General features: G+C 70.8%; 21 protein-coding genes. 9 read left to right on the forward strand and 12 right to left on the reverse strand.

Translation table 11 applies throughout. From position 1 onward, the window contains the following. The first annotated feature begins 26 nt into the window (after positions 1-26). A complete protein-coding gene (locus OG430_RS32680) occupies positions 27-452 on the forward strand; it encodes an organic hydroperoxide resistance protein (protein WP_327356231.1) in 426 nt (141 codons plus the stop codon). A 151-nt stretch (positions 453-603) separates the two neighbouring features. Here OG430_RS32680 and OG430_RS32685 read toward each other — a convergent pair whose 3' ends face one another. Further along, the gene (locus OG430_RS32685) at positions 604-3156 is read right to left on the reverse strand and encodes a M14 family zinc carboxypeptidase (RefSeq protein ID WP_327359324.1); all 2553 of its coding nucleotides are present in this window, start codon (positions 3154-3156) and stop codon (positions 604-606) included. A 153-nt stretch (positions 3157-3309) separates the two neighbouring features. Here OG430_RS32685 and OG430_RS32690 point away from each other — a divergent pair, with 153 nt between their 5' ends. The 3 genes from OG430_RS32690 to OG430_RS32700 all read left to right on the forward strand — a co-directional run bounded on the left by OG430_RS32690 (position 3310) and on the right by OG430_RS32700 (position 5832). Continuing rightward, a complete protein-coding gene (locus tag OG430_RS32690; RefSeq protein ID WP_327356232.1) occupies positions 3310-4188 on the forward strand; it encodes an EI24 domain-containing protein in 879 nt (292 codons plus the stop codon). A gap of 31 nt (positions 4189-4219) precedes the next feature. Next, on the forward strand, positions 4220-4834 hold the full coding sequence (locus OG430_RS32695) for a LysE family translocator (protein ID WP_327356233.1): 615 nt from the start codon (positions 4220-4222) through the stop codon (positions 4832-4834). A 134-nt stretch (positions 4835-4968) separates the two neighbouring features. Continuing rightward, positions 4969-5832: an aminoglycoside phosphotransferase family protein gene (locus tag OG430_RS32700; RefSeq protein WP_327359325.1), complete on the forward strand. Its 864-nt coding sequence runs from the start codon at positions 4969-4971 to the stop codon at positions 5830-5832. 15 nt (positions 5833-5847) lie between these two features. Here the strand turns inward: OG430_RS32700 and OG430_RS32705 are convergent, their stop codons facing one another. From OG430_RS32705 to OG430_RS32720, 4 genes are all read right to left on the reverse strand, one after another. Then, entirely contained in the window at positions 5848-7110 is a 1263-nt protein-coding gene (locus OG430_RS32705; protein ID WP_442816746.1) for a pyroglutamyl peptidase, read from the reverse strand. 109 nt (positions 7111-7219) lie between these two features. Further along, complete coding sequence (locus OG430_RS32710) at positions 7220-7618, reverse strand: DNA-binding protein (protein WP_327356235.1); 399 nt, start codon at positions 7616-7618, stop codon at positions 7220-7222. Further along, positions 7615-7872, reverse strand: a complete 258-nt coding sequence (locus tag OG430_RS32715; RefSeq protein WP_327356236.1) for a CopG family transcriptional regulator — start codon at positions 7870-7872, stop codon at positions 7615-7617. The genes OG430_RS32710 and OG430_RS32715 overlap by 4 nt, the downstream gene beginning before the upstream one ends. 53 nt (positions 7873-7925) lie before the next feature. Then, positions 7926-8882 carry a LysR family transcriptional regulator gene (locus tag OG430_RS32720; RefSeq protein ID WP_327356237.1) on the reverse strand — a complete coding sequence of 319 codons (957 nt, stop codon included), beginning with the start codon at positions 8880-8882 and terminating at the stop codon, positions 7926-7928. A 49-nt stretch (positions 8883-8931) separates the two neighbouring features. Here OG430_RS32720 and OG430_RS32725 point away from each other — a divergent pair, with 49 nt between their 5' ends. Then, entirely contained in the window at positions 8932-9750 is an 819-nt protein-coding gene (locus OG430_RS32725) for an NAD(P)-dependent oxidoreductase (protein WP_327356238.1), read from the forward strand. Positions 9751-9796: 46 nt separating this feature from the next. Next, the gene (locus OG430_RS32730; RefSeq protein ID WP_327356239.1) at positions 9797-10177 is read left to right on the forward strand and encodes a RidA family protein; all 381 of its coding nucleotides are present in this window, start codon (positions 9797-9799) and stop codon (positions 10175-10177) included. A gap of 11 nt (positions 10178-10188) precedes the next feature. Here OG430_RS32730 and OG430_RS32735 read toward each other — a convergent pair whose 3' ends face one another. Beyond that, positions 10189-10755 (reverse strand): TetR/AcrR family transcriptional regulator, encoded by a 567-nt coding sequence (locus OG430_RS32735; RefSeq protein WP_327356240.1) that lies wholly within the window; start codon positions 10753-10755, stop codon positions 10189-10191. A gap of 169 nt (positions 10756-10924) precedes the next feature. Here OG430_RS32735 and OG430_RS32740 point away from each other — a divergent pair, with 169 nt between their 5' ends. Continuing rightward, positions 10925-13381 (forward strand): beta-glucosidase family protein, encoded by a 2457-nt coding sequence (locus OG430_RS32740; RefSeq protein ID WP_327356241.1) that lies wholly within the window; start codon positions 10925-10927, stop codon positions 13379-13381. A 64-nt stretch (positions 13382-13445) separates the two neighbouring features. On the opposite strand, the gene OG430_RS32745 is transcribed toward OG430_RS32740, so the two are convergent. Further along, positions 13446-14351 carry an SGNH/GDSL hydrolase family protein gene (locus tag OG430_RS32745; RefSeq protein WP_327356242.1) on the reverse strand — a complete coding sequence of 302 codons (906 nt, stop codon included), beginning with the start codon at positions 14349-14351 and terminating at the stop codon, positions 13446-13448. Between the two features lie 281 nt (positions 14352-14632). On the opposite strand from OG430_RS32745, the gene OG430_RS32750 reads away from it, so the two are divergent. Then, positions 14633-15127, forward strand: coding sequence for a DUF3145 domain-containing protein (locus tag OG430_RS32750; protein ID WP_327356243.1), 495 nt, complete (start codon positions 14633-14635; stop codon positions 15125-15127). Positions 15128-15212: 85 nt separating this feature from the next. On the opposite strand, the gene fabF is transcribed toward OG430_RS32750, so the two are convergent. The 5 genes from fabF to OG430_RS32775 all read right to left on the reverse strand — a co-directional run bounded on the left by fabF (position 15213) and on the right by OG430_RS32775 (position 20120). Continuing rightward, positions 15213-16484: a beta-ketoacyl-ACP synthase II gene (gene fabF, locus OG430_RS32755; protein ID WP_327356244.1), complete on the reverse strand. Its 1272-nt coding sequence runs from the start codon at positions 16482-16484 to the stop codon at positions 15213-15215. A 90-nt stretch (positions 16485-16574) separates the two neighbouring features. Beyond that, positions 16575-16823 carry an acyl carrier protein gene (locus OG430_RS32760; RefSeq protein ID WP_327356245.1) on the reverse strand — a complete coding sequence of 83 codons (249 nt, stop codon included), beginning with the start codon at positions 16821-16823 and terminating at the stop codon, positions 16575-16577. Between the two features lie 83 nt (positions 16824-16906). Further along, positions 16907-17902: a ketoacyl-ACP synthase III gene (locus OG430_RS32765; RefSeq protein WP_327356246.1), complete on the reverse strand. Its 996-nt coding sequence runs from the start codon at positions 17900-17902 to the stop codon at positions 16907-16909. A 17-nt stretch (positions 17903-17919) separates the two neighbouring features. Next, positions 17920-18831: an ACP S-malonyltransferase gene (locus OG430_RS32770; RefSeq protein WP_327356247.1), complete on the reverse strand. Its 912-nt coding sequence runs from the start codon at positions 18829-18831 to the stop codon at positions 17920-17922. An 89-nt stretch (positions 18832-18920) separates the two neighbouring features. Beyond that, on the reverse strand, positions 18921-20120 hold the full coding sequence (locus tag OG430_RS32775; RefSeq protein WP_327356248.1) for a PucR family transcriptional regulator: 1200 nt from the start codon (positions 20118-20120) through the stop codon (positions 18921-18923). A gap of 61 nt (positions 20121-20181) precedes the next feature. Between OG430_RS32775 and OG430_RS32780 the strand changes: the two genes are divergently transcribed. Continuing rightward, positions 20182-20853: a pirin family protein gene (locus tag OG430_RS32780; RefSeq protein ID WP_442816596.1), complete on the forward strand. Its 672-nt coding sequence runs from the start codon at positions 20182-20184 to the stop codon at positions 20851-20853. The last annotated feature ends 22 nt before the right edge of the window (positions 20854-20875 follow it).

The following is a 20875-nucleotide window of genomic DNA, read 5'->3' on the forward strand; positions in this document are numbered from 1 at the left end:
GAGCACCAACCGGAGGATGTTTTTCCATGGCTATTCAGCAGTCCGACGTCAAGTACACCGCCGTTGCCACCGCCGAGAACGGCCGTGACGGCAAGGTCACCGGCACCAGCGGCAACCTCGACGTCGTCGTGAACCCGCCGAAGGCGATGGGTGGCAACGGCGCGGGCACCAACCCGGAGGAGCTCTTCGCCGCCGGTTACAGCGCCTGCTTCCAGGGCGCCCTCGGCGTCGTCGCCCGGAACGAGAAGGTCGACATCACGGGCTCCACCGTGACCGCCGAGGTCGGCATCGGCCAGAACGACGAGGGCTTCGGCATCATCGTCGCCATCAAGGCCTCCATCCCGACCGTGGACGCCGCCAAGGCCCAGGAGCTCATCGAGAAGGCCCACCAGGTCTGCCCGTACTCCAAGGCGACCCGCGGCAACATCGAGGTTTCCCTCGCTGTCGCCTAAGCCTCTGCGCTCGTAGGGCTTCGCGCTTGTACGCGGGAGGGCCGCACCCCGGCTTGGGGTGCGGCCCTCTTCGTGTACGTACGTCAGGACGCCCGCGTACGACTGGTACGTACGTCAGGACGCTCGCGTACGACTGGACGTTCGCGTACGACTAACCGAGCAGTGCCCGACCCACCTGCGGGAAGACCCCCTTGGGGTGGTCCCGGAACAGCGGCTCGGTGCCGAACAGGGTGACCCGCGCAGCGCCCGCCTTGCCACTGACCACCGACGCCTTGCCGGCCGCGGCAGCCGGCCCGCCCGAGCCGTCCTCAAGCGCCCGCCAGTGCCCGGACACGAGCAAGTCCCCGGTGGCGTACGACTGGTCGACCCGGACACCCGGTCCGAGGTCGGTGAACCACACCGGCGAGTAGACGAAGCTGTGCGCCGGAGCGCCGCCCGTGACCCGCCCGCCCGCGTTCACGACCTTCACCACGCCGTTCGCATCGCCGTGACCCGCGACGGCCTTCGCCGCGAGCAGCCCCGCGTCCGCGTTGAACGCGGCACCCGTCTCACCGCGCGCCACGACCCGGCCCCCGCCGGTCAGGAACGCCTTGAGCGCCTTCTTGGCGGCGGCGTTCAGCTTCGCGTGGTCGAGCCCCGACGAGACGAACAGGGCATCCGTCTTCGCCCAGTCGAAGCCGTCGTTCAGCGCCTCGGTCGAGACGGGCGTCACCGTGAAGCCCATCTCGCGCAGGGCGAAGAGCTCGCCCGGCTCCACGGCCGCGGCGACCCGCGTACGGTGCAGCGGGGCCACGCCCTTGACCTTCGTCGCATCGAAGGCGACGTCGTACTTCACCGCGAGCCGTGCCGCCCGGCGACGGGCGGACGACGGGACGATCGCGCTGCCGTCCGCCGCTCGACGTACCGAAATCCCGTCTGCCAGAAGCGAGTTGAGGGCCGCGACCTCCTGCGGGTCCTCAAGCCGGAGCCGCAGATCGCCGCGCGGCGCGACATATCCGGCCGCCGTGGCGTCGTGCACCGGACGGCGCGGGACGTCCAGCTTGCCGCCCTGGACCGGCGTGACGGTCGCGCCCCACAGGCGGCCCAGGCTCCAGCCCGAGATGTCGTACATCACCGACACCTTGTCGCTGATGTCCCGCCCGTCCGCGAGCAGCACATTGGCCATGCCCCGCTTGGACTGGTGCAGATCGACGACGTACGAGCCCTTGGCGTACGAACGGCCCCCGAGCCGGAAGTCCCGGGTCGCCCGCTCCACCTTGACGTCATTGGCGAGCAGATGGTCCACGAGCCGCGCGGCAGCCGTCGCCGACCTTTGAGCGTGGCCGGCCGGAATGACGTACGCGCGCGGGAACTTGGTCGTGTAGACGTCCTCCGGGCCGATGCCCGGAACGCCCGGCACGGTCTCCTCCGAGATCGGCACCTGCTCCGCACCCGCGACCCCGCGCCGGAACGTCTCGATCTGGTCGGCGAGCACCGAACTCCGGTGTTCGTCCGTGTACTTGAGCGTCGCCCGCATCACGGCACCCGCGATGTCCACGTTGATGGCGGACCGCCGCCGCAGCTCGGGGACCGGCAGCTCGTCGTACTCCTCGTTGTTCACCGTCATCGGGAACTCGATGGTGTGCGCGGCGACCGCGCCCTGGAACGGCATGAACTGCGGTGTGAACACCGGCGGCCAGTCGTCCCAGCCCTCCTCCTGGTCGCGGAAGGGGATGACGGCGGGCTCGACGCCGTCCTTCTCCTTGGTGTAGCCGAGACCGTTGACCGCGGCCTCCATGCCAAGGGCGTTGGCGTACGCGTTCTTCAGGAAGAGGTCGTACTCGTAGTTCTCGCCGTGCGGGGGAGTGGTCGGCTCGATCAGCGTGCCGTTGACGTACCCATGGAGGTCGATCATCACGGCCGGCTGCTTGTCGATGGCGATCTGCCGGATCGCCCGGTCCTCCGGCTGCGAGGCGGTGACCATGTCCCGGTTGAGGTCGAAGCCGTTGCCGTTGGCGCGGGTGCCCGCGATGCGGCCGTCGGGATTGGCGGTGACGTTGAAGTAGAGCCGGTTGTGGTCGAGCAGGTCCTCGGACTTCTCGTCCTTGGCCTTCGCCAGCTCCTCGATGAGCTTCAGGGCCGCGTCCGTGCCCTCCCACTCATTGCCGTGGATGTTGTTGTTGATGAGGACGGGCGTCTTGTAGTCCCGCTTGATCGCCTTGTCCTTGGCGGCCGCGGCGGGGGAGTTCTCGATGCGTTCCCGCATACGTTCCTGACGCCGGGCCTCGCCCGCCGACTCGGGCGCGGTCACCGTGACCAGGTACAGCTGATGGCCGTTCGCGGACCGCCCGGCTATCTCCACGCTCACCCGGTCGCCCAGCTTCTGCAGGGAGTTCAGCTTCGGGGCTATGGAGTGGTACGGGGTCAGGCCCAACTTGATCGACTTGTCGGCGGGGTTGGCCGGCTCGGGGGTGAGGACCTGCTCGCGGGGGTAGCCGCCGGTGTGCTTCGCGAGGTCGGGTATCTGTCCCTTGAGCGCGCGGGCGGCAGCTTCGGCCGGGGACTTGGCCGCACGGCCCGCGTCCGCCGCGTCGTGCTCGCGGGTGGGGCCGGGGTCCGGCTTCGGGTCCTGCTTGGGCTCGGCGGTCGCAGGGGACGCCGACGCGAGCAACAGGGCACTCAGCGTCGACGCGGTGGCGATGAGGATGGGTCTTGGTATGCCCACAGGTCGTACACGCACGGATGGATACCTCCCGGAGATCAATAGGAGAGGGTCTACCGTGTCAACTCGCCCACAACAAGGGTGTCTTGGTTACACACGCGTACCAGGGGCCGACCGGCGGCCCCGCTGTCGGTGGGCGCCGATAGGCTGAGGACCATGCGCGATCTTGCAACAGGCTTCGGCTATCTCCTCAAGGGCCAGCGGTGGGTGGCGACCCACGGCCGCTGGTTCGGCTTCGGCCTGCTGCCCGGGCTGATCACCCTCGTTCTGTACGTCGCCGCGCTGTACGGCCTGAGTCTGGGCGCCGACGACTTCGCCGCCTGGGCCACGCCTTTCGCGGACGACTGGAGCTCGCCCTGGCTGGGCCTGTTCCGGGGCTTCCTGGTCGCCCTGATCTTCGCGCTCGGCCTGCTGCTCGCGGTGATCACCTTCACGGCGGTGACGCTCCTGATCGGCCAGCCCTTCTACGAGTCGCTGTCCGAGCAGGTCGACAAGTCCGAGTCGCCGGACGGCACGGCCCCCGAGTCGGGCCTGCCGCTCTGGCGCGAGCTGTGGATCTCCGGCCGGGACAGCCTGCGCATCCTGGTCCGCGCCCTGGCCTGGGCGGTCCTGCTCTTCGCGCTCGGCTTCATCCCGGTCCTCGGCCAGACGGTCGTCCCGGCGATCGGGTTCTGCGTGACCGGCTTCTTCCTCACCCAGGAGCTGACGTCGGTCGCGCTGCAGCGCCGCCGGGTCGAAGTCCGCGAGCAGCTCGCCCTGATGCGTTCGCGCCGGATGCTGATCTGGGGCTTCGGGGTGCCGCTGGCCGTGTGCTTCCTGATCCCCTTCGTGGCGGTGTTCCTGATGCCGGGGGCGGTGGCGGGGGCGACGCTGATGGTGCGGGACCTTCGGGGGGAGGGACAGCCGGCCGACGGGGACGAGGACGAGACGGGCCCGCAGGGGCAGGGGCAGGGACGTCAGGGCCAGTGGCCGCAGGGCCAGCCGCAGGGATGGCCCAACACGCCCCCTGCGTCCCAGTATCCGGAAGGCCGTTGAGCCCTGACTGCTCGCGGGTCACGATCTGTGCATGCCAGAAGTGATCGCAGTCGCCGTCATCACCGTCCTCGCCGTCATCAGCCCCGGCGCGGACTTCGCCATGGTCATCCGCAACAGCTATCTGTACGGCCGTGCGACCGGCCTGCTCGCCGCGCTGGGTGTCGCGACCGGCGTCCTGGTCCACGTCACCTACACGATGCTGGGCGTCGGCCTCCTGATCGCCTCATCGACCGCGCTCTTCACGGCGATCAAGTTGATCGGGGCGGCGTACCTGGTCTACATCGGCATCAAGACGTTCCGCTCACGCGGCGACCTGGAGGTCGACCTCGACCGCAAGGCGGAGCTCTCTCCGCTGGCCGCGCTGCGCACGGGCTTCCTCACCAACGTCCTCAACCCGAAGACGACCCTCTTCGTCGTCTCGACCTTCACTCAAGTCGTGGGCCCGGACACGTCGTTGCTGCGGCAGGCGGGGTACGGCCTGTTCATGTCGTTCGCGCACATGGCGTGGTTCGGAGTGGTGGCCCTCTTCTTCTCCCAGGCCCGCCTGCGCCAGGCGATGCTGCGGGCCCAGAAGGTCCTGAACCGGGTGATCGGCTCGGTCCTGGCGGGCCTGGGCATCAGCCTGGCCTTCGCGCCGTCGCACTGAGGGCGGGGCCAAGTGAGGGCCAAGTGAGGGGAAAGAGGCAGCCATAATGGGGCATATCGGGCCTCCGACTGCCCCTTTCTCCCCACTAGCATCGGCCCTTGACCCCCGACAGAGTCGACAGAGAGGTCCCGGCCATGGGCGACGCGGAGATCGGCGAGGTTCTGGTGCGCTCCCTCCTGCGGGACCAGCACCCCGACCTCGCCACCCTCGACCTGCACCACACGGTCACCGGCTGGGACAACCAACTCTGGCGCCTGGGCGACGACTTGGCCGTACGCCTGCCGCGCACGGACCGCGCCCCCGAGCTGCTGCGCAAGGAACACCGCTGGCTGCCGCAGCTGGCCCGGCGGCTGCCGCTCCCCGTTCCGATCCCCTTGCGCCTCGGTGAACCCTCCGCCCGCTTCCCCAAGCCGTGGACCATCGCGACCTGGGTCCCGGGCACCCCGGCCGACCGCGCGCCCGTGAGCGAGGGCGAGCGCGCGGCCGGCACCCTCGCAGGCTTCCTGCGCGCGCTCCACCGGGAAGCCCCGGCCGAAGCGCCGGTCAACCCGCAGCGAGGCGTGCCCCTGAGGGCGCTCGGCGTCGACGCCTCCCGCTTCGACCCGGAGTTGCGCGCCGTCTGGGACGACGCCGTGGCCGCCCCGGACTGGTCGGGCCCGCCCGTCTGGCTGCACGGCGACCTGCACCCGGCCAACGTCGTCGTCGCCGACGGGACCCTGTCCGGAGTCCTCGACTTCGGCGAGCTGTGCGCCGGTGACCCGGCCACGGACCTCTCCGCCGCCTGGGTCCTCCTGCCCGAGGGCGCGGCCGCACGCTTCTTCCAGGCGTACGGGACTGTGGACGAGGCGACGATGAGGAGGGCTCGTGGCTGGGCGGTCCAGCGGGGCCTGGGCCTCGTGGCCATCGGCCGGGCGGGGGAGGAGGGCCGTCCCGGCGGCAAGAAGACCTGGGGGCCCGCAGGCCGGGCGACGCTCGACCGCGTACTCGCCGCCCGCTGAGGCCCCGCGGCTTCCTCAGCCTGAAGAACCTGAAGAACCTGCGGAACCTGAAGCCGCCACGCCCACGATCGCCCGTACCTGCTCGACGATGTCGACCCGATTGCGCACGAACTCCGGGTCCGTGACCTTCCCGGTCGCCGGATCGGTGTTCCCGGCCCCGAACTCCAGCACCGGCGTGTGCACATGGCCGCCCGGGATGTGCAGCCCGAGCCGGTCCCGCAGCAGCGTCGCGCGGTACGCGATCTCATTCGACAGGTAGTTGCCGCCGCCGCCCGCACGGGCCGTCGACCCCGGCGTGGGCCCGTCGGGGCGGACGACCGGTTCGGTGCCGCCCGCCGGGATCTCGGTCACCGACGTGTTGTCGTACACCGGGAAGCGCCCGGTCTTCGCCTCGACGATCTCCTTGTACGGGAGGGTCGTCGACGTCCACTGCGGCTGTGAGCCCGGATCGCCGACCGGGATGGTCTCCGTACGGGAGAGGTTGTCGTTGTCCGGGAAGCCGCCCCGCCACGCCCCGTTGGTGCGCTCGATGTCGAAGCGGCCGGGGCGGCCCTGGCTCACCGTGGTGAACAGGTCGACCTTCGCAAGGGCGGGCCGCAGCGCCCGCTCGACCGTGCCGTCCGCGAAGTCCTGCCAGCGCACGGGGAAGACGGCGGTCTCGACGCGGGCGCGCCCGCCGTCGGACGTACGGATCCAGGTGCCGTCCAGTGCCAGCGCCGTCGCCCCCGACGGATTGCTGATCCGGACGTCCCGGTCGAGGGTGAACGGGTCGAACCCGGTGACCAGGACCCGCTTGAAGCCCCGCCCCTTCGGATAGTCGAGGCTGTCCTGCCCGCGAGAGGCCCGCTCCAGCGCCCCGAGCAGCCGCGCCCGGCCCTGCTCCGACAGCCCGAACTCCGGGCTCCAGCCCCGTAGTTCACGCGTCATCCCGAGCCGCGCCCAGTACAGCGGCCGATCGTCGTCCCGGCTCAGCCCGTCCCCGGGACCCCGCCCCTGCGCCCGCGCCACGGCCCGCTTCCACAGCTTCGACCCATGGCGTACGGCAATGCGCTCGGCCTCGGCGTACGACGAGGCCTGCTCCAACGCCCGTACGAACGCCGGCGCCACGGAGTCGAACCCGCTGAGCCGCAGGATCTCCTGCGGCACGGCCCGGTCGAGGCGCTGCTCCTCGACGGTGGGCGGGGCGGTGCTGCTGCCGGCCGGGGTGGGCGCGGCGGCCACCGTCGCCGCGGCCGCTGCCGCCAGGGAGAGTCCAACTGCCGTCAGACGTACGCGCATTGCTGTCACGGGAGCCCCGGGTCCTTCCGTCGCCTGAGTGTGTGGGTATCGGAAGTATCGCGGGGCGGGTGGGGCGGGCGCTATGGGTGGGCCGGGTGAGGCCGGGGTGTCAGACCTTGATGGTGCGTACGCGGTTTCCGCAGAGGGTGGTGATGTCATCGGGGTCGGAGGTCAGCACGGTGACAGGGGCCGGGGAGCTGAGGGCCAGTGCCGACAGTATGGCGTCGATCGCGTACTTGTGTCCGTGCAGCTTCGCAGCGGCCAGCAGTTTCGATGCTTGTCGGGCAATCTCCTCCGTGACCGGCTCCACGTGGATGCGGGAGACGGCCCAGTCGAATTTGGCCTGATTGACATGGGGGTCACGTGCCTCGACAAGCGTCGCAGCCGAGGTGACGACCCGGGCGTCCTCTTCTTCGGCGGCAACCAACCAAGCCGTGAGCTTGGGATTGCGCAGGACGACCTTGGACAACCCCTCGCTGTCCAGGATCAGGGTGCCGCCCGCCGTCATGCCGCGGCCGCGTTGTCGTCGCGGACGTCGTCGCCGCGCAGCACCGCACGGTAGGCGTCCACCTCTGCGCGGTCGGACGATCCGTGCTCGGCCTCTGCTGCGTCGATGAGCTCACGCAGCTGCTGGCGCTCCATCTCGCGGGCGACGGCAGCCGTGACGAAGGCGGAGAAGCCGCCGGGGCCAGTGCGCGCCCGCACCGTTTCCGCGAGGTCCTCCGGCATGCTGATCGAGTATTTCCGCGTGGTTCCACTCATGCGACAACGGTAGCATCGCCGGTAGCATGACGAATCGGTTCTGCTCGACGGGATCACCCCGAGGCCCCGCCCAGCCCGCCCACGGCCTCCCGCAACGCCCCCAGAAACGCCCCCGCCGCAGGTGAGAGCGACCGCCCCCGGAGCGTCGCCGCGTACACCGCGCGTGCCGGAGCGTCCGCCTCGTGCACCGCGACGAGCGCGATGTCCGGCCGTACGGACTCCGCAGCGAGCGCCGGGATCAGGGCCACCCCCAGCCCCGCCGCCACATACCCCTGCTTGGCGATCCACTCGGCCGCCACATGCGCGACCCGGGGGTGGAACCCGTCCCGCACGGCAGGCCCGAGCAGGCTCCGCTCCATCCGGGGGCTGCCCGAGATCCAGTCCTCGTCGGCCAACTCGGCGAGCCGCACCCGGCGCCGGCCCGCCAGCCGATGGTCGGCGGGCAGGGCGACGTACATCGACTCGTCGAGAAGATGGTGGAGTTCGTACGAGGCCAGCGCATCCCCACCCGTCGTCGACACCACCGCCAGATCCAGCTCCCCGGCATCGAGCCGCGCCAACTGCCCTGCCGTGAGCCCCTCTTCGCGCGTCAGCTCGACCCCCGGATAGCGGGCCCGGAACGCCGCGATCGCCCGCGGCAGCAGCGCCGCGTCCGCCGTCGGGAACGCCCCGACCCGCAGCCGCCCGCCCGACACCTCCCGCAGCGCGTCCAGCTCCCGTCGCACACCGCGCAACCGCTCCGTCAGGGCCTCGGCGTGCGGCAGCAACACGCGGCCGGGCTCGGTGAGTTGTACGCCGCGGGGAAGCCGGTCGAAGAGGGTCGCACCGCCCAGCTCCGCCTCCAGCGCCGCGATCTGGCGGGAGATCGCCGACTGCGTATAGCCCAGCGACACCGCGGCCGCCGTGAACGACCCCTGCCGGGCCACCTCCAGGAACACGGCGAGCCAGGATGTGGAGACCTCGGGCAGGGGTGACGAGGATGCGCCATGCGGGTTCGGCATGGGAGCCATGCTAGACATTCGCTTGTGGCATCATGTCGGCAGTCCTAGCGTCTGAGGCATGCAGAAGATCGCCCCCAAGCAGATCGCCTTCCTCGGACTCGGCCACATGGGCGCCCCCATGGCCCGTCAACTCCTCGCCGCCGGACACCCGTTGACGGTGTGGAACCGCACGCCCGCCAAGGCCGAACCCCTCGTCGCCGCCGGCGCCCGCCAGGCCGCCGGCCCCGCCGAGGCCGTCCGCGGGGCCGACGTCGTCCTCACGATGCTGGCCGGACCGGAGGCCCTGAGCGCGGTCGCCGACCAGGTCATCCCGGAGCTGGGCCCGGGAACGTACTGGATCGAGATGTCGACCGTCGGCCCCGACGCCGTCAAGGCGCTGGGCGACCGCCTCCCGCAGGGCGTCACCCTCGTCGACGCCCCCGTGATGGGCAGCACCGACAAGGCCGCCGCCGGGCAGCTCGGCATCCTCGCGGGCGGCGACGCGGACGCCGTGGAGGGCCTGCTCTCCGCGCTCGGCACCGTGACCCGCACCGGCCCGCCCGGCTCCGGCGCCGCGCTCAAGCTCGTCGTCAACACCGCCGTGATGGGCGGGGTCGCCCTGGTCGCCGAGGCCATGGCGCTCGCGGACGCGCTGGGCGTCGACGAGGCCACCGCGAAGGCGGCCCTCACCAAGAGCCCGCTGGGCGGCGCCGTGTCCCGCGCCTTCGCGACGGACGTGCACTTCGACGTCGCGCTCGGCGTGAAGGACGTGGCGCTGGCCACCGAGGTCACCCGACTCCCGGCGATGGAGGCGGTGTTGGCACACCTGAAGGCCCATCCGGACATCGCCCACGAGGACATCGCGGCCCTCACCGCCCGCATCCGCGCCAACCGATAGCGCCCCCTTCACTCGGCTCAAGCGCCCTCAACCACAAGGACCCGTCATGCAGTTCACCCTGGACAACCCGTCCGAAGCCCCGCAGCCGCTGGGCCCCTACTCCCAGGTCGCCCGCATCCAGCTCCCGGGCGGCGGCACCCTCCTCCAGCTCTCCGGCCAGATAGCCGAGGGCGAGGACCTCGCCGCCCAGAGCCACGGCATCTTCGTCACCATCGCCGCCCTGCTCAAGGCCCATGGCGCGACCCTCGACGACATCGTCAACATCCGTACGTACCTCACGGACATCACCCGGCTCCCCGAATACGCCGCCGTACGCAGGCAGTTCCTCACCGGGACCCCGCCCACCAGCACCACCGTCGAGGTGCCCCGGCTCTTCCGGCCCGAGGCCCTGATCGAGGTCGAGGTGGTGGCCGCGCTCACCTCCTAAGCCGTCAACTCCTAGTCGGAGGACGGTCCTTGGAGCAGCAGCAGGAACCCCCGGAACGCCTCGGCCATGTCGACCGCCTCCGGATCAAGCAGCCACTGGTACTGCAGCCCGTCGAGGACCGCGACAAGGAGCGGCGCGGACTGCTCGGGGGTGAGCCCGGACGGCAGCCGGTCGCCGAACTCGGCCCGCAGCATCCGGGCCATCTCCCCGCGCACGGTCGCGTACCGCCGGGTGAAGAAGTCACGCGCGGGATGCTCGTCGGTGACGCTCTCGCCGAGCAGCGCCGAGAAGGTCTGGACGATGCCGGGCCGCATCGCGTTGTACTCGACCAGCGAGCCGAGCAGGTCCAGTCGCCACTCGCGGCTCGGCGTCGCGTCCCACTGGTCGCGCTCCTCCAGGACGGCGACGAGCAGCGCCTCCTTGGTGGGGAAGTGGTGCAGCAGCCCCTGCTGGGTGAGGCCGACCCGCTCGGCCACGGCCGCCAGGGACGCCCCCCGGTAGCCGCGCTCGGCGATGACTTCGAGGGCGGACCGCACGATCTCCGCGCGCCGCTCCTCACTCCTCGCCCTGGCTGCCATCTCGAACCCCGCCCTTTCCTGATCGGCCCTGCACAGGCCCTGTACCGGCCCTGCTGAGAGGACCGTACGGCATCCATCAGTAACGACAGGATAACGAAACCTACCACTCTACAGGTAGTCGAGGCATGATGGGAGAACGGAACGGACTTCAACGAGGAGGGACCCGGTCATGGCGGACACCGCACGCCCCGCACAGGCCCAGGCAGACCAGGCACGCGAGGCGGTCGTCACAGCCGCACTCGGCAAGCTGGACCTCGACGCCAAGGCGAAACTGCTCGCCGGCCAGGACATGTGGACCCTGCCCGAACTCCCCGAGATCGGGCTGCAGTCCGTCGTCTGGTCCGACGGCCCGATCGGCGTGCGTGGCGTGCGCTGGACCGCCGACGACCCGTCCATAGCCCTGCCCTCGCCGACCGCGCTCGCCGCCACCTGGGACCCGGCGCTCGCCCGCCGCGCGGGCCGGGTGCTTGCGCAGGAGGCCCGCCGCAAGGGCGTGCACGTGCTGCTCGCGCCGACCGTGAACCTGCACCGCACCCCACGCGGCGGCCGGCACTTCGAGTGCTACTCCGAGGACCCGTACCTGACCGGCGAGATCGGCACCGGCTACGTCCAGGGCGTTCAGGACGGCGGCGTCGGCACGACGGTCAAGCACTTCGTCGGCAACGACGCGGAGACCGACCGCTTCACCGTCAACAACCTCATCGCCCCGCGCCCCCTGCGCGAGCTCTACCTCGCCCCCTTCGAGGCGATCGTCAAGAACGCCCACCCCTGGGGCATCATGACCGCCTACAACCAGGTCAACGGCGTGACCATGAGCGAGCACCGCTACCTGGTCAATGAAGTCCTGCGCGGCGAATGGGGCTTCGACGGCTGCAACGTCTCCGACTGGTTCGCGGCCCGCTCCACCAAGGGCACCGTCGAGGCCGGCCTCGACGTCGCGATGCCGGGACCGCGCACCGTGTACGGCCCGGCGCTCGCCGCCGCCGTGCGCGCCGGGGAGGTCGAGGAGTCCGTCGTCGACGAGGCGGTACGCAACGTCCTCAGGCTCGCCGCCCGCGTCGGCATCCTCGAAGGCGCCGAGCCCGTCGTGACCGAGCTGCCCGAGACGTACGACGGCCAGGAGGTGGCCCGGGAGATCGCGCGGCGCGCCTTCGTCCTCGTGCGCAATGAGGACCGGACCCTGCCGCTCGCCCCGACCGGAACCGTCGCCCTCATCGGCGCCGCCGCCCGCGACGCCCGCGTGCTCGGCGGCGGCTCCGCCACGGTCTTCCCCGAGCGGGTCGTCTCCCCGCTGGACGGCCTGACCGCCGCGCTCCCGGACGGCTCGCTCACGTACGCGCTCGGCGCCGACCCGACCGACGAACTCACCGCCGCCGACCAGGGGTTCACCCTCCGGGCCGTCGTCCGCGACGAGTCCGGCACCGAGCTCGGCACGCTCAGCGCGCCCAGCGGCCAGGTCCAGTGGTTCAACACCGACCTGCCCGAGGGCGTCGTCTTCGCCGATGTGCACAGCGTCGAGCTGACCGGCACCTTCACGCCACGCGTCACCGGCGAGCACGCCTTCGGCACCCGCGGCTTCGGCCGCTTCCGGTTCGCGGTCGACGGACAGGAACTCTCCGACGACAAGCGCGTCCTCGCCCCCGGCGCCGACCCGTTCGAGGCGTTCTTCGGCACGCCCGTCGAGATCGCCCGGGTCGCCCTCGAAGAGGGCACGCAGATCGAGGTCAGCCTCTTCCACGAGCTCGCCAAGATGCCGAACGCGCCCATCGAGGCCATCGGCTTCACCTTCGCCCACCGCGAGCCCCGGCGCGACGCCGACGAACTGATCGTCGAGGCGGCCCTCGCCGCAGGCGCCGCCGACACGGCGGTCGTCGTGGTCGCCACCACCGAGCGCGTCGAGTCCGAGGGATTCGACCGCACCGACCTCAGGCTCCCCGGCCGCCAGGACGATCTCGTACGCGCCGTCGCCGCCGCCAACCCGAACACCGTGGTCGTCGTCAACGCCGGCTCCCCGGTCGAGCTGCCCTGGCGCGAGGACGTCGCGGCCGTGCTGCTCAGCTGGTTCCCCGGCCAGGAGGGCGGCGCGGCACTCGCCGACGTCCTGCTGGGTGCCGAGGAGCCGGGCGGCCGGCTGCCCACCACCTGGGGCGCGCTCGCCGACGCCCCGGTCACCGAGGTCACCCCGGTCGACGGTGAAGTCCCATACACCGAAGGCCTGTTCATCGGCTACCGCGCCTGGGAGAAGTCCGGCGCCACCCCCGCGTACCCCTTCGGCCACGGCCTCGGCTACACCGACTGGACGTACGACTCCCTGGAGGCGACGCCCGGCACTGCCACGGTCCGCGTCACCAACTCCGGTACGCGCACCGGCCGCGAGGTCGTCCAGATCTATCTCGCCGTCCCCGAGGAAGACCGGGTGGAGCGCCCGGCCCGCCGCCTGGCCGGCTTCGCGAGCGTCGAGGCCGCGCCCGGGGAGAGCGTCGAGGTGCGCGTCGAACTGCCGCACCGCGCCTTCGAGATCTGGGACGAGGCCATCAACTCCTGGACTTTCGTCTCCGGTTCGTACGAGGTCCAGGCGTCCCACTCGCTCACCGACGTCCGCCTGAAGGCGACGCTCACGGTCTGACCGCCCCCTCAAGCCGGCACGAGCCCCGGGGCGCTTCCTGACGGATGCCCCGGGGCCCGAGCCATTACCGCTCTTCTTCCGCCGTCACCGCGCGGAACGCCAGCTCGGCAAGGCGGGACTGGCCGTCCTTGCTCGGGTGGAACCAGTCCCAGTGGCTCAACTGGTCCGTGCCGAAGCGGTAGTCGAAGACCGCCCCGTCGTCGTACCGGCAGTGCTGGTCCTTCGCGCACACCTCTTCAAGAACCTTGTTGTACGCGACCACCCGGTCCTGCACCGTCGACCGGCGCTCGACCGCCTCGCCACCCATGTCGTCCGGGTCGCCCAGCATCGTGGGGCAGATGCCCAGCTTCCACACCTGCTTGCCCATGGCGTTGCCCCGGCCCTCGGACCACAGCCGCTTGAGATCCGGCACGCTGGCGACGTACACCTGCGCCTTCGGCGCCTTGCCGCGCAACGTCCGCAGCGCGTCCTCGAAGTCACGGCGGAACTCGGCGACCGGCGTCATCGCGCGCAACGCGCCCCGGCAGGCGTCATTGGCGCCCACCATGACCGTCACCAGTTCGGGCGACTTGGCGGCGGCGCGCTCCATCTGCTCGGGCAGGGCGGCCATGCGGGCGCCCGTCTCCGCGTAGTTCCAACTGCGCTCGGCCGCCCGGTCCTTCCCGAGCAGCCGCACGGCGAGGCTGCGCACCTCCGGATCGGTGCCGGTCGACCAGGACACCTCGGGGCAGTCGGACAGGACGGTGCACGCGTCGAAGCCGCGGGTGATGGAGTCGCCGACCGCGGCGACGGAGCCGGGCCTGCTGTTCCAGGCGGGGGTGGGCTTCGGTGTCGGGTCGGCGGCCGGGGCGCCCTTGGGGGCGGGGGAGTTGCCGCCGGTCGCGTCACAGGCGACCAGGGGGGCGGCGAGCAGCACCGCCGTCACGGTGGCGACGGCGGCGCGTACGCGGCTCCGACCGGTGTCCCGCATGTTCCGTCTCCTCCGCGTCTCCCCTGTGCCGACTATGGCGTCCTGCCGGGTGAATGCTTACTGTTTCCGGGCCTTGGGACCGACGGTACGTCACACTCGGGCTCGCACCGCACGGTAGCTTTGCCCCAGTCGACCCAGAGACACGCCGGTGTCTCGGTTCCGGTAAATTACATCACGTCAGATCTGTCCATATTGGTTACCTTTGGGCAATATCGTTCGGCACGGGTGCGAGGCCGCTGGGGAAGGCGACCTCGATCGACCCACCCACACTGGAGGTCCCGGTGACGACACGTGGAGTTCTTTACGTCCACTCCGCCCCGCGCGCGCTGTGCCCGCACGTCGAATGGGCAGTCGCGGGCGTGCTCGGTGTGCGCGTCAACCTCGACTGGATCAGGCAGCCCGCGTCTCCAGGCACCTGGAGATCCGAGTTCTCCTGGCAGGGCGAGGTGGGTACGGCGTCCAAGCTGGCCTCCGCGCTGCGCGGCTGGCAGATGCTCCGCTTCGAGGTCACGGCCGAGCCCTGCCCCACTGCGGAGGGCGAGCGGTACTCCGCCACGCCCGAGCTCGGAATCTTTCACGCGGTCACCGGAATGCACGGCGACATCCTGATCCCGGAGGACCGTCTGCGCGCGGCGCTCGCCCGGTCCGTGCAGGGCGAGACCAACCTGGAAGCAGAGATCACGAAGCTGCTCGGCAAGCCCTGGGACGACGAGTTGGAGCCGTTCCGGTACGCCGGTGAGGGCGCGCCGGTGCGGTGGCTGCATCAGGTGGTCTGAAGCTCACCCAAGCTGAAGGGGCCCCCACCGTGTGGTGGGGGCCCCTTCAGTTACGTACAGGCTGTGTACGAACCGTACGAACAGATCAGACGGTTCGGAACGCAAGGACCACGTTGTGGCCGCCGAAACCGAACGAGTTGTTGATCGCGGCGATCGTGCCCTCGGGCAGCGCCCTCGGGGTGTCGCGGACGATGTCCGCGCCGTCCTCGGCGATCTCTTCGTCCAGGTCGTCGACGTTGATGGTCGGCGGAGCCTTGCGGTGGTGCAGCGCGAGGACCGTCGCGACGGACTCGATGCCGCCCGCGCCGCCGAGGAGGTGACCGGTCATCGACTTCGTGGAGGAGATCGCCACGTGGTCCAGGTCGTCGCCCAGCGTCTTGCGCAGTGCCTTGATCTCGGCGACGTCGCCCTGCGGGGTGGAGGTGCCGTGCGCGTTCAGGTGCACGATCTCGGCCGGCTTGAGGTCCGTCGACTCAAGGAGGTTCACCATCGCGGCCGCGATGCCGCGGCCGGTCGGCTCGGGCTGTGCGATGTGGTGGCTGTCGGCCGACAGGCCCTGGCCGAGCACCTCGCAGTAGACCCGGGCGCCACGCGCGGCGGCGTGCTCGGCGGACTCGAGGACGACAACGCCCGCGCCCTCCCCGAGGACGAAGCCGTCACGGGCCTTGTCATAGGGACGAGACGCCTTCTCGGGCTCGTCGTTGTTCTTGGACATCGCCATCATGTTGGCGAACGCCGCGATGGGCAGCGGGTGGATGGCCGCCTCGGTACCGCCCGCGACGACCACGTCGGCACGGCCGGAGCGGATCATCTCGACGGCGTAGCCGATCGCCTCGGCGCCGGACGCACAGGCCGAGACCGGAGTGTGCACGCCGGCCTGAGCGTTGATCTCCAGACCGACGTTGGCGGACGGGCCGTTGGGCATCAGCATCGGCACGGTGTGCGGGGAGACGCGGCGTACGCCCTTCTCCTTGAGCACGTCGTACTGGTCGAGCAGGGTCGTGACGCCGCCGATGCCGGAGGCGATGACCGCGCCGAGACGCTCGGGGGCGATCTTCTCGTCCTCGCCCGCCTTGGCCTCGTAACCCGCGTCCGCCCAGGCCTCGCGGGCCGCGATCAGCGCGAACTGCGCCGAGCGGTCCAGCTTGCGGGCCAGCGGGCGGGGCAGGACCTCGCCCGGGTCGACGGCCGCGGGTGCGGCGATGCGGACCGGCAGTTCGGCGAAGCGCTCGCCCTCGAGGGGCTTGACCCCCGAGCGTCCGGCCATCAGACCTTCCCAGGTCGATGTTGCGTCGCCACCCAGCGGTGTGGTTGCGCCGATACCGGTGACGACCACGGTGCGATTGGTCGAGCTCACAGGAATTCTTTCTCCACGTCTTGGAATGGGGCGGTGGATCCGGAACTTGCACGGAGCCACCGCCGGGTGGCATTACGCGACAGCCGGGACTCAGCCCTGGTTGTCGAGGATGTACTTCGCGGCGTCGCCGACGGTCTTGAGGTTCTTGACGTCCTCGTCGGGGATCTTCACGTCGAAGCGCTCTTCGGCGGCGACGACGACCTCGACCATGGACAGCGAGTCGACGTCCAGGTCGTCGGTGAAGGACTTGTCCAGCTGGACGTCCTCGACCGGGATCCCGGCGATCTCGTTCACGATCTCGGCGAGACCGGCAACGATCTCTTCCTGAGTGGCGGCCATGTTGGCGCTCCTTCTTGTGTATCAGGTGGTTTGACGGCTTCGGCCGGGATCCTCACGGAGATCCGTGAAGGTCCGGACGATGCCTAGGGGAGGGTAACGACCGTGGCGGCGTACACGAGACCCGCCCCGAAGCCGATGACGAGCGCCGTATCGCCGCTCTTCGCCTCACCGGTCGCCAGAAGCCGCTCCATAGCGAGCGGGATCGAGGCGGCCGAGGTGTTGCCGGTGGTGCGCACATCACGGGCGACCGTGACGTGCTCCGGCAGTTTCAGAGTCTTCACCATCGAGTCGATGATCCGCTCGTTGGCCTGGTGCGGAATGAAGACATCCAGGTCGTCCGCGGTGATTCCGGCCGCATCCAGCGCCTGCTGGGCAACCTTCGCCATCTCGAACACGGCCCAGCGGAACACCGCTTGGCCCTCCTGCGTGATCGCAGGGAACTTGCCCGTGGAGTCGTACTCGTTCCACGGCACGGTCTGCTTGATCGTCTCGGACTTGTCGCCCTCCGAACCCCACACCGTGGGGCCGATCTTGGGCACGTCCGAGGGGCCGACGACGACCGCTCCGGCGCCGTCACCGAACAGGAAGGCCGTGGCACGGTCCTCCAGGTCGGTCAGGTCGCTGAGCCGCTCGACGCCGATGACCAGTACGTACTCCGCGCTGCCCTCGACGATCATGCCCTTGGCGAGGGTCAGGCCGTAGCCGAAGCCCGCGCAGCCGGCCGAGATATCGAAGGCTGCGGCCTTGTCGGTGCCGAGCTTGTCGGCGATCTCCGTGGCCACGGCGGGGGTTTGCTTGAAGTGCGAGACCGTCGAGACGATCACGCCACCGATCTTGTCCGCGGTGATCCCGGCGTCCGCGATCGCCTTGCCGGACGCCTCGATGGACATCGCGGCGACCGTCTCCTGGTCATTGGCCCAGTGCCGGGTCGAGATGCCGGAGCGCGAGCGGATCCACTCGTCGGACGAGTCGATCGTCTCGAGGATCACCTCGTTGGGCACGACCCGGGTCGGACGGTAGCCGCCGACACCGAGGATGCGTGCGTACGGGGCGCCCTTGCTGGGCTTGATCTTCGACATTGCTCGGGAGCTCCTTCTCAGGCAGCGTGCTCGGCGATGAGCTCGCGAGCAGCGTCGAGGTCGTCGGGGGTCTTGAGGGCGAGGGTCTTCACGCCGGGCAGCGCGCGCTTGGCGATGCCGGTCAGGGTGCCGCCGGGGCACACCTCGACCAGCGCGGTCACGCCGAGCTCCTTGAAGGTCTCCATGCACAGGTCCCAGCGGACCGGGTTGGCGACCTGGCCGACCAGCCGCGAGATGACCTCGGCGCCGGTGGCGACCGCCTTGCCGTCCTTGTTGGAGACGTACGTCACCGTGGGATCGGCCGGGGTCAGCTCCGCGGCGGCGGCCGCGAGGGCCTGCACAGCCGGGGCCATGTGCTCGGTGTGGAACGCGCCGGCCACCTTCAGCGGCATGACGCGGCGTACACCCTCGGGCTTGTCCTCCGCCAGGGCTGCCAGCTGCTCCATGGTGCCGGCGGCCACGATCTGGCCCGCGCCGTTCACGTTCGCCGGGGTCAGGCCCAGCTTCTCCAGGTGCGGCAGGACCACGTCCGGCTCGCCGCCGAGCAGCGCCGACATGCCGGTCTGCGTGATGGCGGCGGCATCGGCCATGGCGAGACCGCGCTTGCGGACGAGCTGGAGGGCCGCGCTGTCGTCCAGGACTCCGGCGAAGGCGGCGGCGGTGATCTCACCGACGCTGTGGCCCGCCACGGCGCTCGGCGTGGCACCCAGTGCCGAAGCGGAGAGCAGTCCGGCCGCGACGAGCAGCGGCTGCGCCACGGCCGTGTCGCGGATCGCGTCCGCGTCTCCTTGCGTGCCGTAGTGGGCAAGGTCGAGCCCGATGGCGTCCGACCAGGCGGCGACGCGGTCAGCGGCACCGGGGAGGTCGAGCCAGGGAGTCAGGAAGCCGGGCGTCTGAGCGCCTTGGCCGGGAGCGACGAGTACGAGCACTCTCACACTCTCTCTTGTGGACGGTGGGCACCGCCCGTGGGGACAGGGACGAAGAACAGTCAGGGGAATTGTCGACCCCCGACAAAAGTCTATGGCTGGGTATCCCCGTCGGCCAGGCGCCCCAGGATCAGGGCGATGCGCAGGGTGAACGCCGAGCGCACATCCGAGGGCGACCAGCCGGTGACGTCGGTCACACGTCGGAGCCGGTAGCGCACGGTGTTGGGGTGCACGAAGAGCATCCGGGCCGCGCCTTCGAGGCTACTCGCCTGCTCGAGATAGACGCTCAGCGTCTCAAGGAGCGCGGAGCCCGCTTCCTCCAGCGGTCTGTAGATCTCCTCCACCAGCTGGTCCCTGGCAGCAGGGTCGGAGGCGATCGCGCGCTCCGGCAGGAGATCGTCCGCGAGAACCGGCCTCGGGGCGTCCTGCCAGGCTGTGCAGGCCTTGAGCCCGGCGGCCGCCGCCTGCGCGGACCGGGTGGCCGCGAGCAGGTCGGGCACGACGGGTCCGGCGACCACGGGCCCGGCGGCGTACGGCCCGATCAACGCCTTCGCGACTGCTAGGGGATTGTCGCTGCCGCCCGCGATGACGACGAGCCGGTTCCCGAGCACTCCGGTCAGGACCTGCAGCTTCGCGTGCCGGGCGGCCCGGCGGATGGCCTCGACGGTGAGTTCGCTGTCGCCGTCGGGGGCGGTGCCGAGGACGACGCAGACGTGTTCGGGGGAGTTCCACCCGAGGGCCGCGGCACGGCTGACGGCGCCCTCGTCGGCCTCGCCGGACAGAACGGCGTTGACGACCAGCGACTCAAGGCGGGCATCCCATGCACCGCGTGCCTCGGCGGCCTGGGCGTACACCTGGGCGGTGGCGAAGGCGATCTCGCGGGCGTAGACGAGCAGCGCCTCCCTGAGCACCGACTCGTCACCGGGTGCGGCGACCTCCTCGATCGCGGACTCCATCACCTCGATCGTCGTACGCACCATCTCGACGGTCTGCCGCAGCGTGATCGCCCGGGTCAGCTCGCGGGGCGCCGTGCCGAAGACGTCCGTCGAGATCGCCTGGGGGGTCTCCGGGTGCCGGAACCACTCGGTGAACGCGGCGATACCGGCCTGCGCGACCAGACCGATCCAGGACCGGTTCTCCGGTGGCATCGCCCGGTACCAGGGCAGCGTCTCGTCCATGCGCGCGATGGCCTGCGCGGCAAGGCTGCCGGAGGACTTCTCGAGACGCTTCAGGGTCGCGGAATGCGAGTGGGCGGGCGAGGGCACGGGCTGCGTGGATTCGGGTTCAGGCACGGGACAAGACTGCCCTATCCGGGCGGGTCGGCGTCGTGCCGGGTCTACGGTGGGGGATGTGATGGACGTTTGGCGCTCCGGCGACCGGTACCAGGGCGGGGATCCGGGGGCCGGCATCGCGTCCCTGCACGCCTTTTCCTTCGGGCCCCACTACGACCCCGGAAATCTGCGCTTCGGCGCGATCATCGCGTGCAACGAGGAGCGGCTGGCGCCGGGCGCGGGCTTCGACGAGCATCCGCACAGCCACACGGAGATCGTGACCTGGGTGGTCTCGGGCGAGCTCACGCACCGGGACTCTGCGGGGCACGAGTCGGTGGTGCGGGCCGGGGACGTGCAGCACCTGTCCGCTGCGGCGGGGGTCCGGCACGTCGAGCGCAACGACGGGGAGGTGCCGCTGACCTTCCTCCAGATGTGGCTCGCCCCGCTGTCGCCGGGCGGGGAGCCGTCGTACGCGATCGTGCGCGGGATCGCGGATTCCACGCCGTACGCGGTGCCGCGGGCCGGGGCGATGCTGCATGTGCGCCGCTTGTCGGACGGCGAGCGGGCCGCTTTGCCGGACGCGCCGTTCTTGTACGTCCACGCCGTGCGCGGCGAAGTGCGGCTCGGCGCCGAGAAGTTGGGCCCCGGGGATGCGGCCCGGGTTTCCGACGCGGCGGGGCTGGAGCTTCGGGGGATCGGGGCAGGGGCTGAGGTCCTGGTGTGGGAATTCTCCCCTGCCCGCCCCTTCCCGTAATTCTGCGAAGCCTTCCGCCCTT

Source organism: Streptomyces sp. NBC_01304, assembly GCF_035975855.1.
GTDB lineage: Bacteria > Actinomycetota > Actinomycetes > Streptomycetales > Streptomycetaceae > Streptomyces.

What these genes read in the sequence shown, in the direction of transcription:
- OG430_RS32680 (WP_327356231.1), top strand. Translation starts at nt 27, where the DNA reads ATGGCTATTCAGCAGTCCGACGTCAAGTACACCGCCGTTGCCACCGCC.
- OG430_RS32730 (WP_327356239.1), top strand. Translation starts at nt 9,797, where the DNA reads ATGCAGTTCACCCTGGACAACCCGTCCGAAGCCCCGCAGCCGCTGGGC.
- OG430_RS32695 (WP_327356233.1), top strand. Translation starts at nt 4,220, where the DNA reads ATGCCAGAAGTGATCGCAGTCGCCGTCATCACCGTCCTCGCCGTCATC.
- OG430_RS32735 (WP_327356240.1), bottom strand. Translation starts at nt 10,755, where the DNA reads ATGGCAGCCAGGGCGAGGAGTGAGGAGCGGCGCGCGGAGATCGTGCGG.
- OG430_RS32690 (WP_327356232.1), top strand. Translation starts at nt 3,310, where the DNA reads ATGCGCGATCTTGCAACAGGCTTCGGCTATCTCCTCAAGGGCCAGCGG.
- OG430_RS32725 (WP_327356238.1), top strand. Translation starts at nt 8,932, where the DNA reads ATGCAGAAGATCGCCCCCAAGCAGATCGCCTTCCTCGGACTCGGCCAC.
- OG430_RS32765 (WP_327356246.1), bottom strand. Translation starts at nt 17,902, where the DNA reads ATGTCGAAGATCAAGCCCAGCAAGGGCGCCCCGTACGCACGCATCCTC.
- OG430_RS32745 (WP_327356242.1), bottom strand. Translation starts at nt 14,351, where the DNA reads ATGCGGGACACCGGTCGGAGCCGCGTACGCGCCGCCGTCGCCACCGTG.
- OG430_RS32700 (WP_327359325.1), top strand. Translation starts at nt 4,969, where the DNA reads ATGGGCGACGCGGAGATCGGCGAGGTTCTGGTGCGCTCCCTCCTGCGG.
- OG430_RS32780 (WP_442816596.1), top strand. Translation starts at nt 20,182, where the DNA reads ATGGACGTTTGGCGCTCCGGCGACCGGTACCAGGGCGGGGATCCGGGG.
- OG430_RS32710 (WP_327356235.1), bottom strand. Translation starts at nt 7,618, where the DNA reads ATGACGGCGGGCGGCACCCTGATCCTGGACAGCGAGGGGTTGTCCAAG.
- OG430_RS32705 (WP_442816746.1), bottom strand. Translation starts at nt 7,110, where the DNA reads ATGCGCGTACGTCTGACGGCAGTTGGACTCTCCCTGGCGGCAGCGGCC.
- OG430_RS32740 (WP_327356241.1), top strand. Translation starts at nt 10,925, where the DNA reads ATGGCGGACACCGCACGCCCCGCACAGGCCCAGGCAGACCAGGCACGC.
- OG430_RS32715 (WP_327356236.1), bottom strand. Translation starts at nt 7,872, where the DNA reads ATGAGTGGAACCACGCGGAAATACTCGATCAGCATGCCGGAGGACCTC.
- OG430_RS32760 (WP_327356245.1), bottom strand. Translation starts at nt 16,823, where the DNA reads ATGGCCGCCACTCAGGAAGAGATCGTTGCCGGTCTCGCCGAGATCGTG.
- OG430_RS32720 (WP_327356237.1), bottom strand. Translation starts at nt 8,882, where the DNA reads ATGGCTCCCATGCCGAACCCGCATGGCGCATCCTCGTCACCCCTGCCC.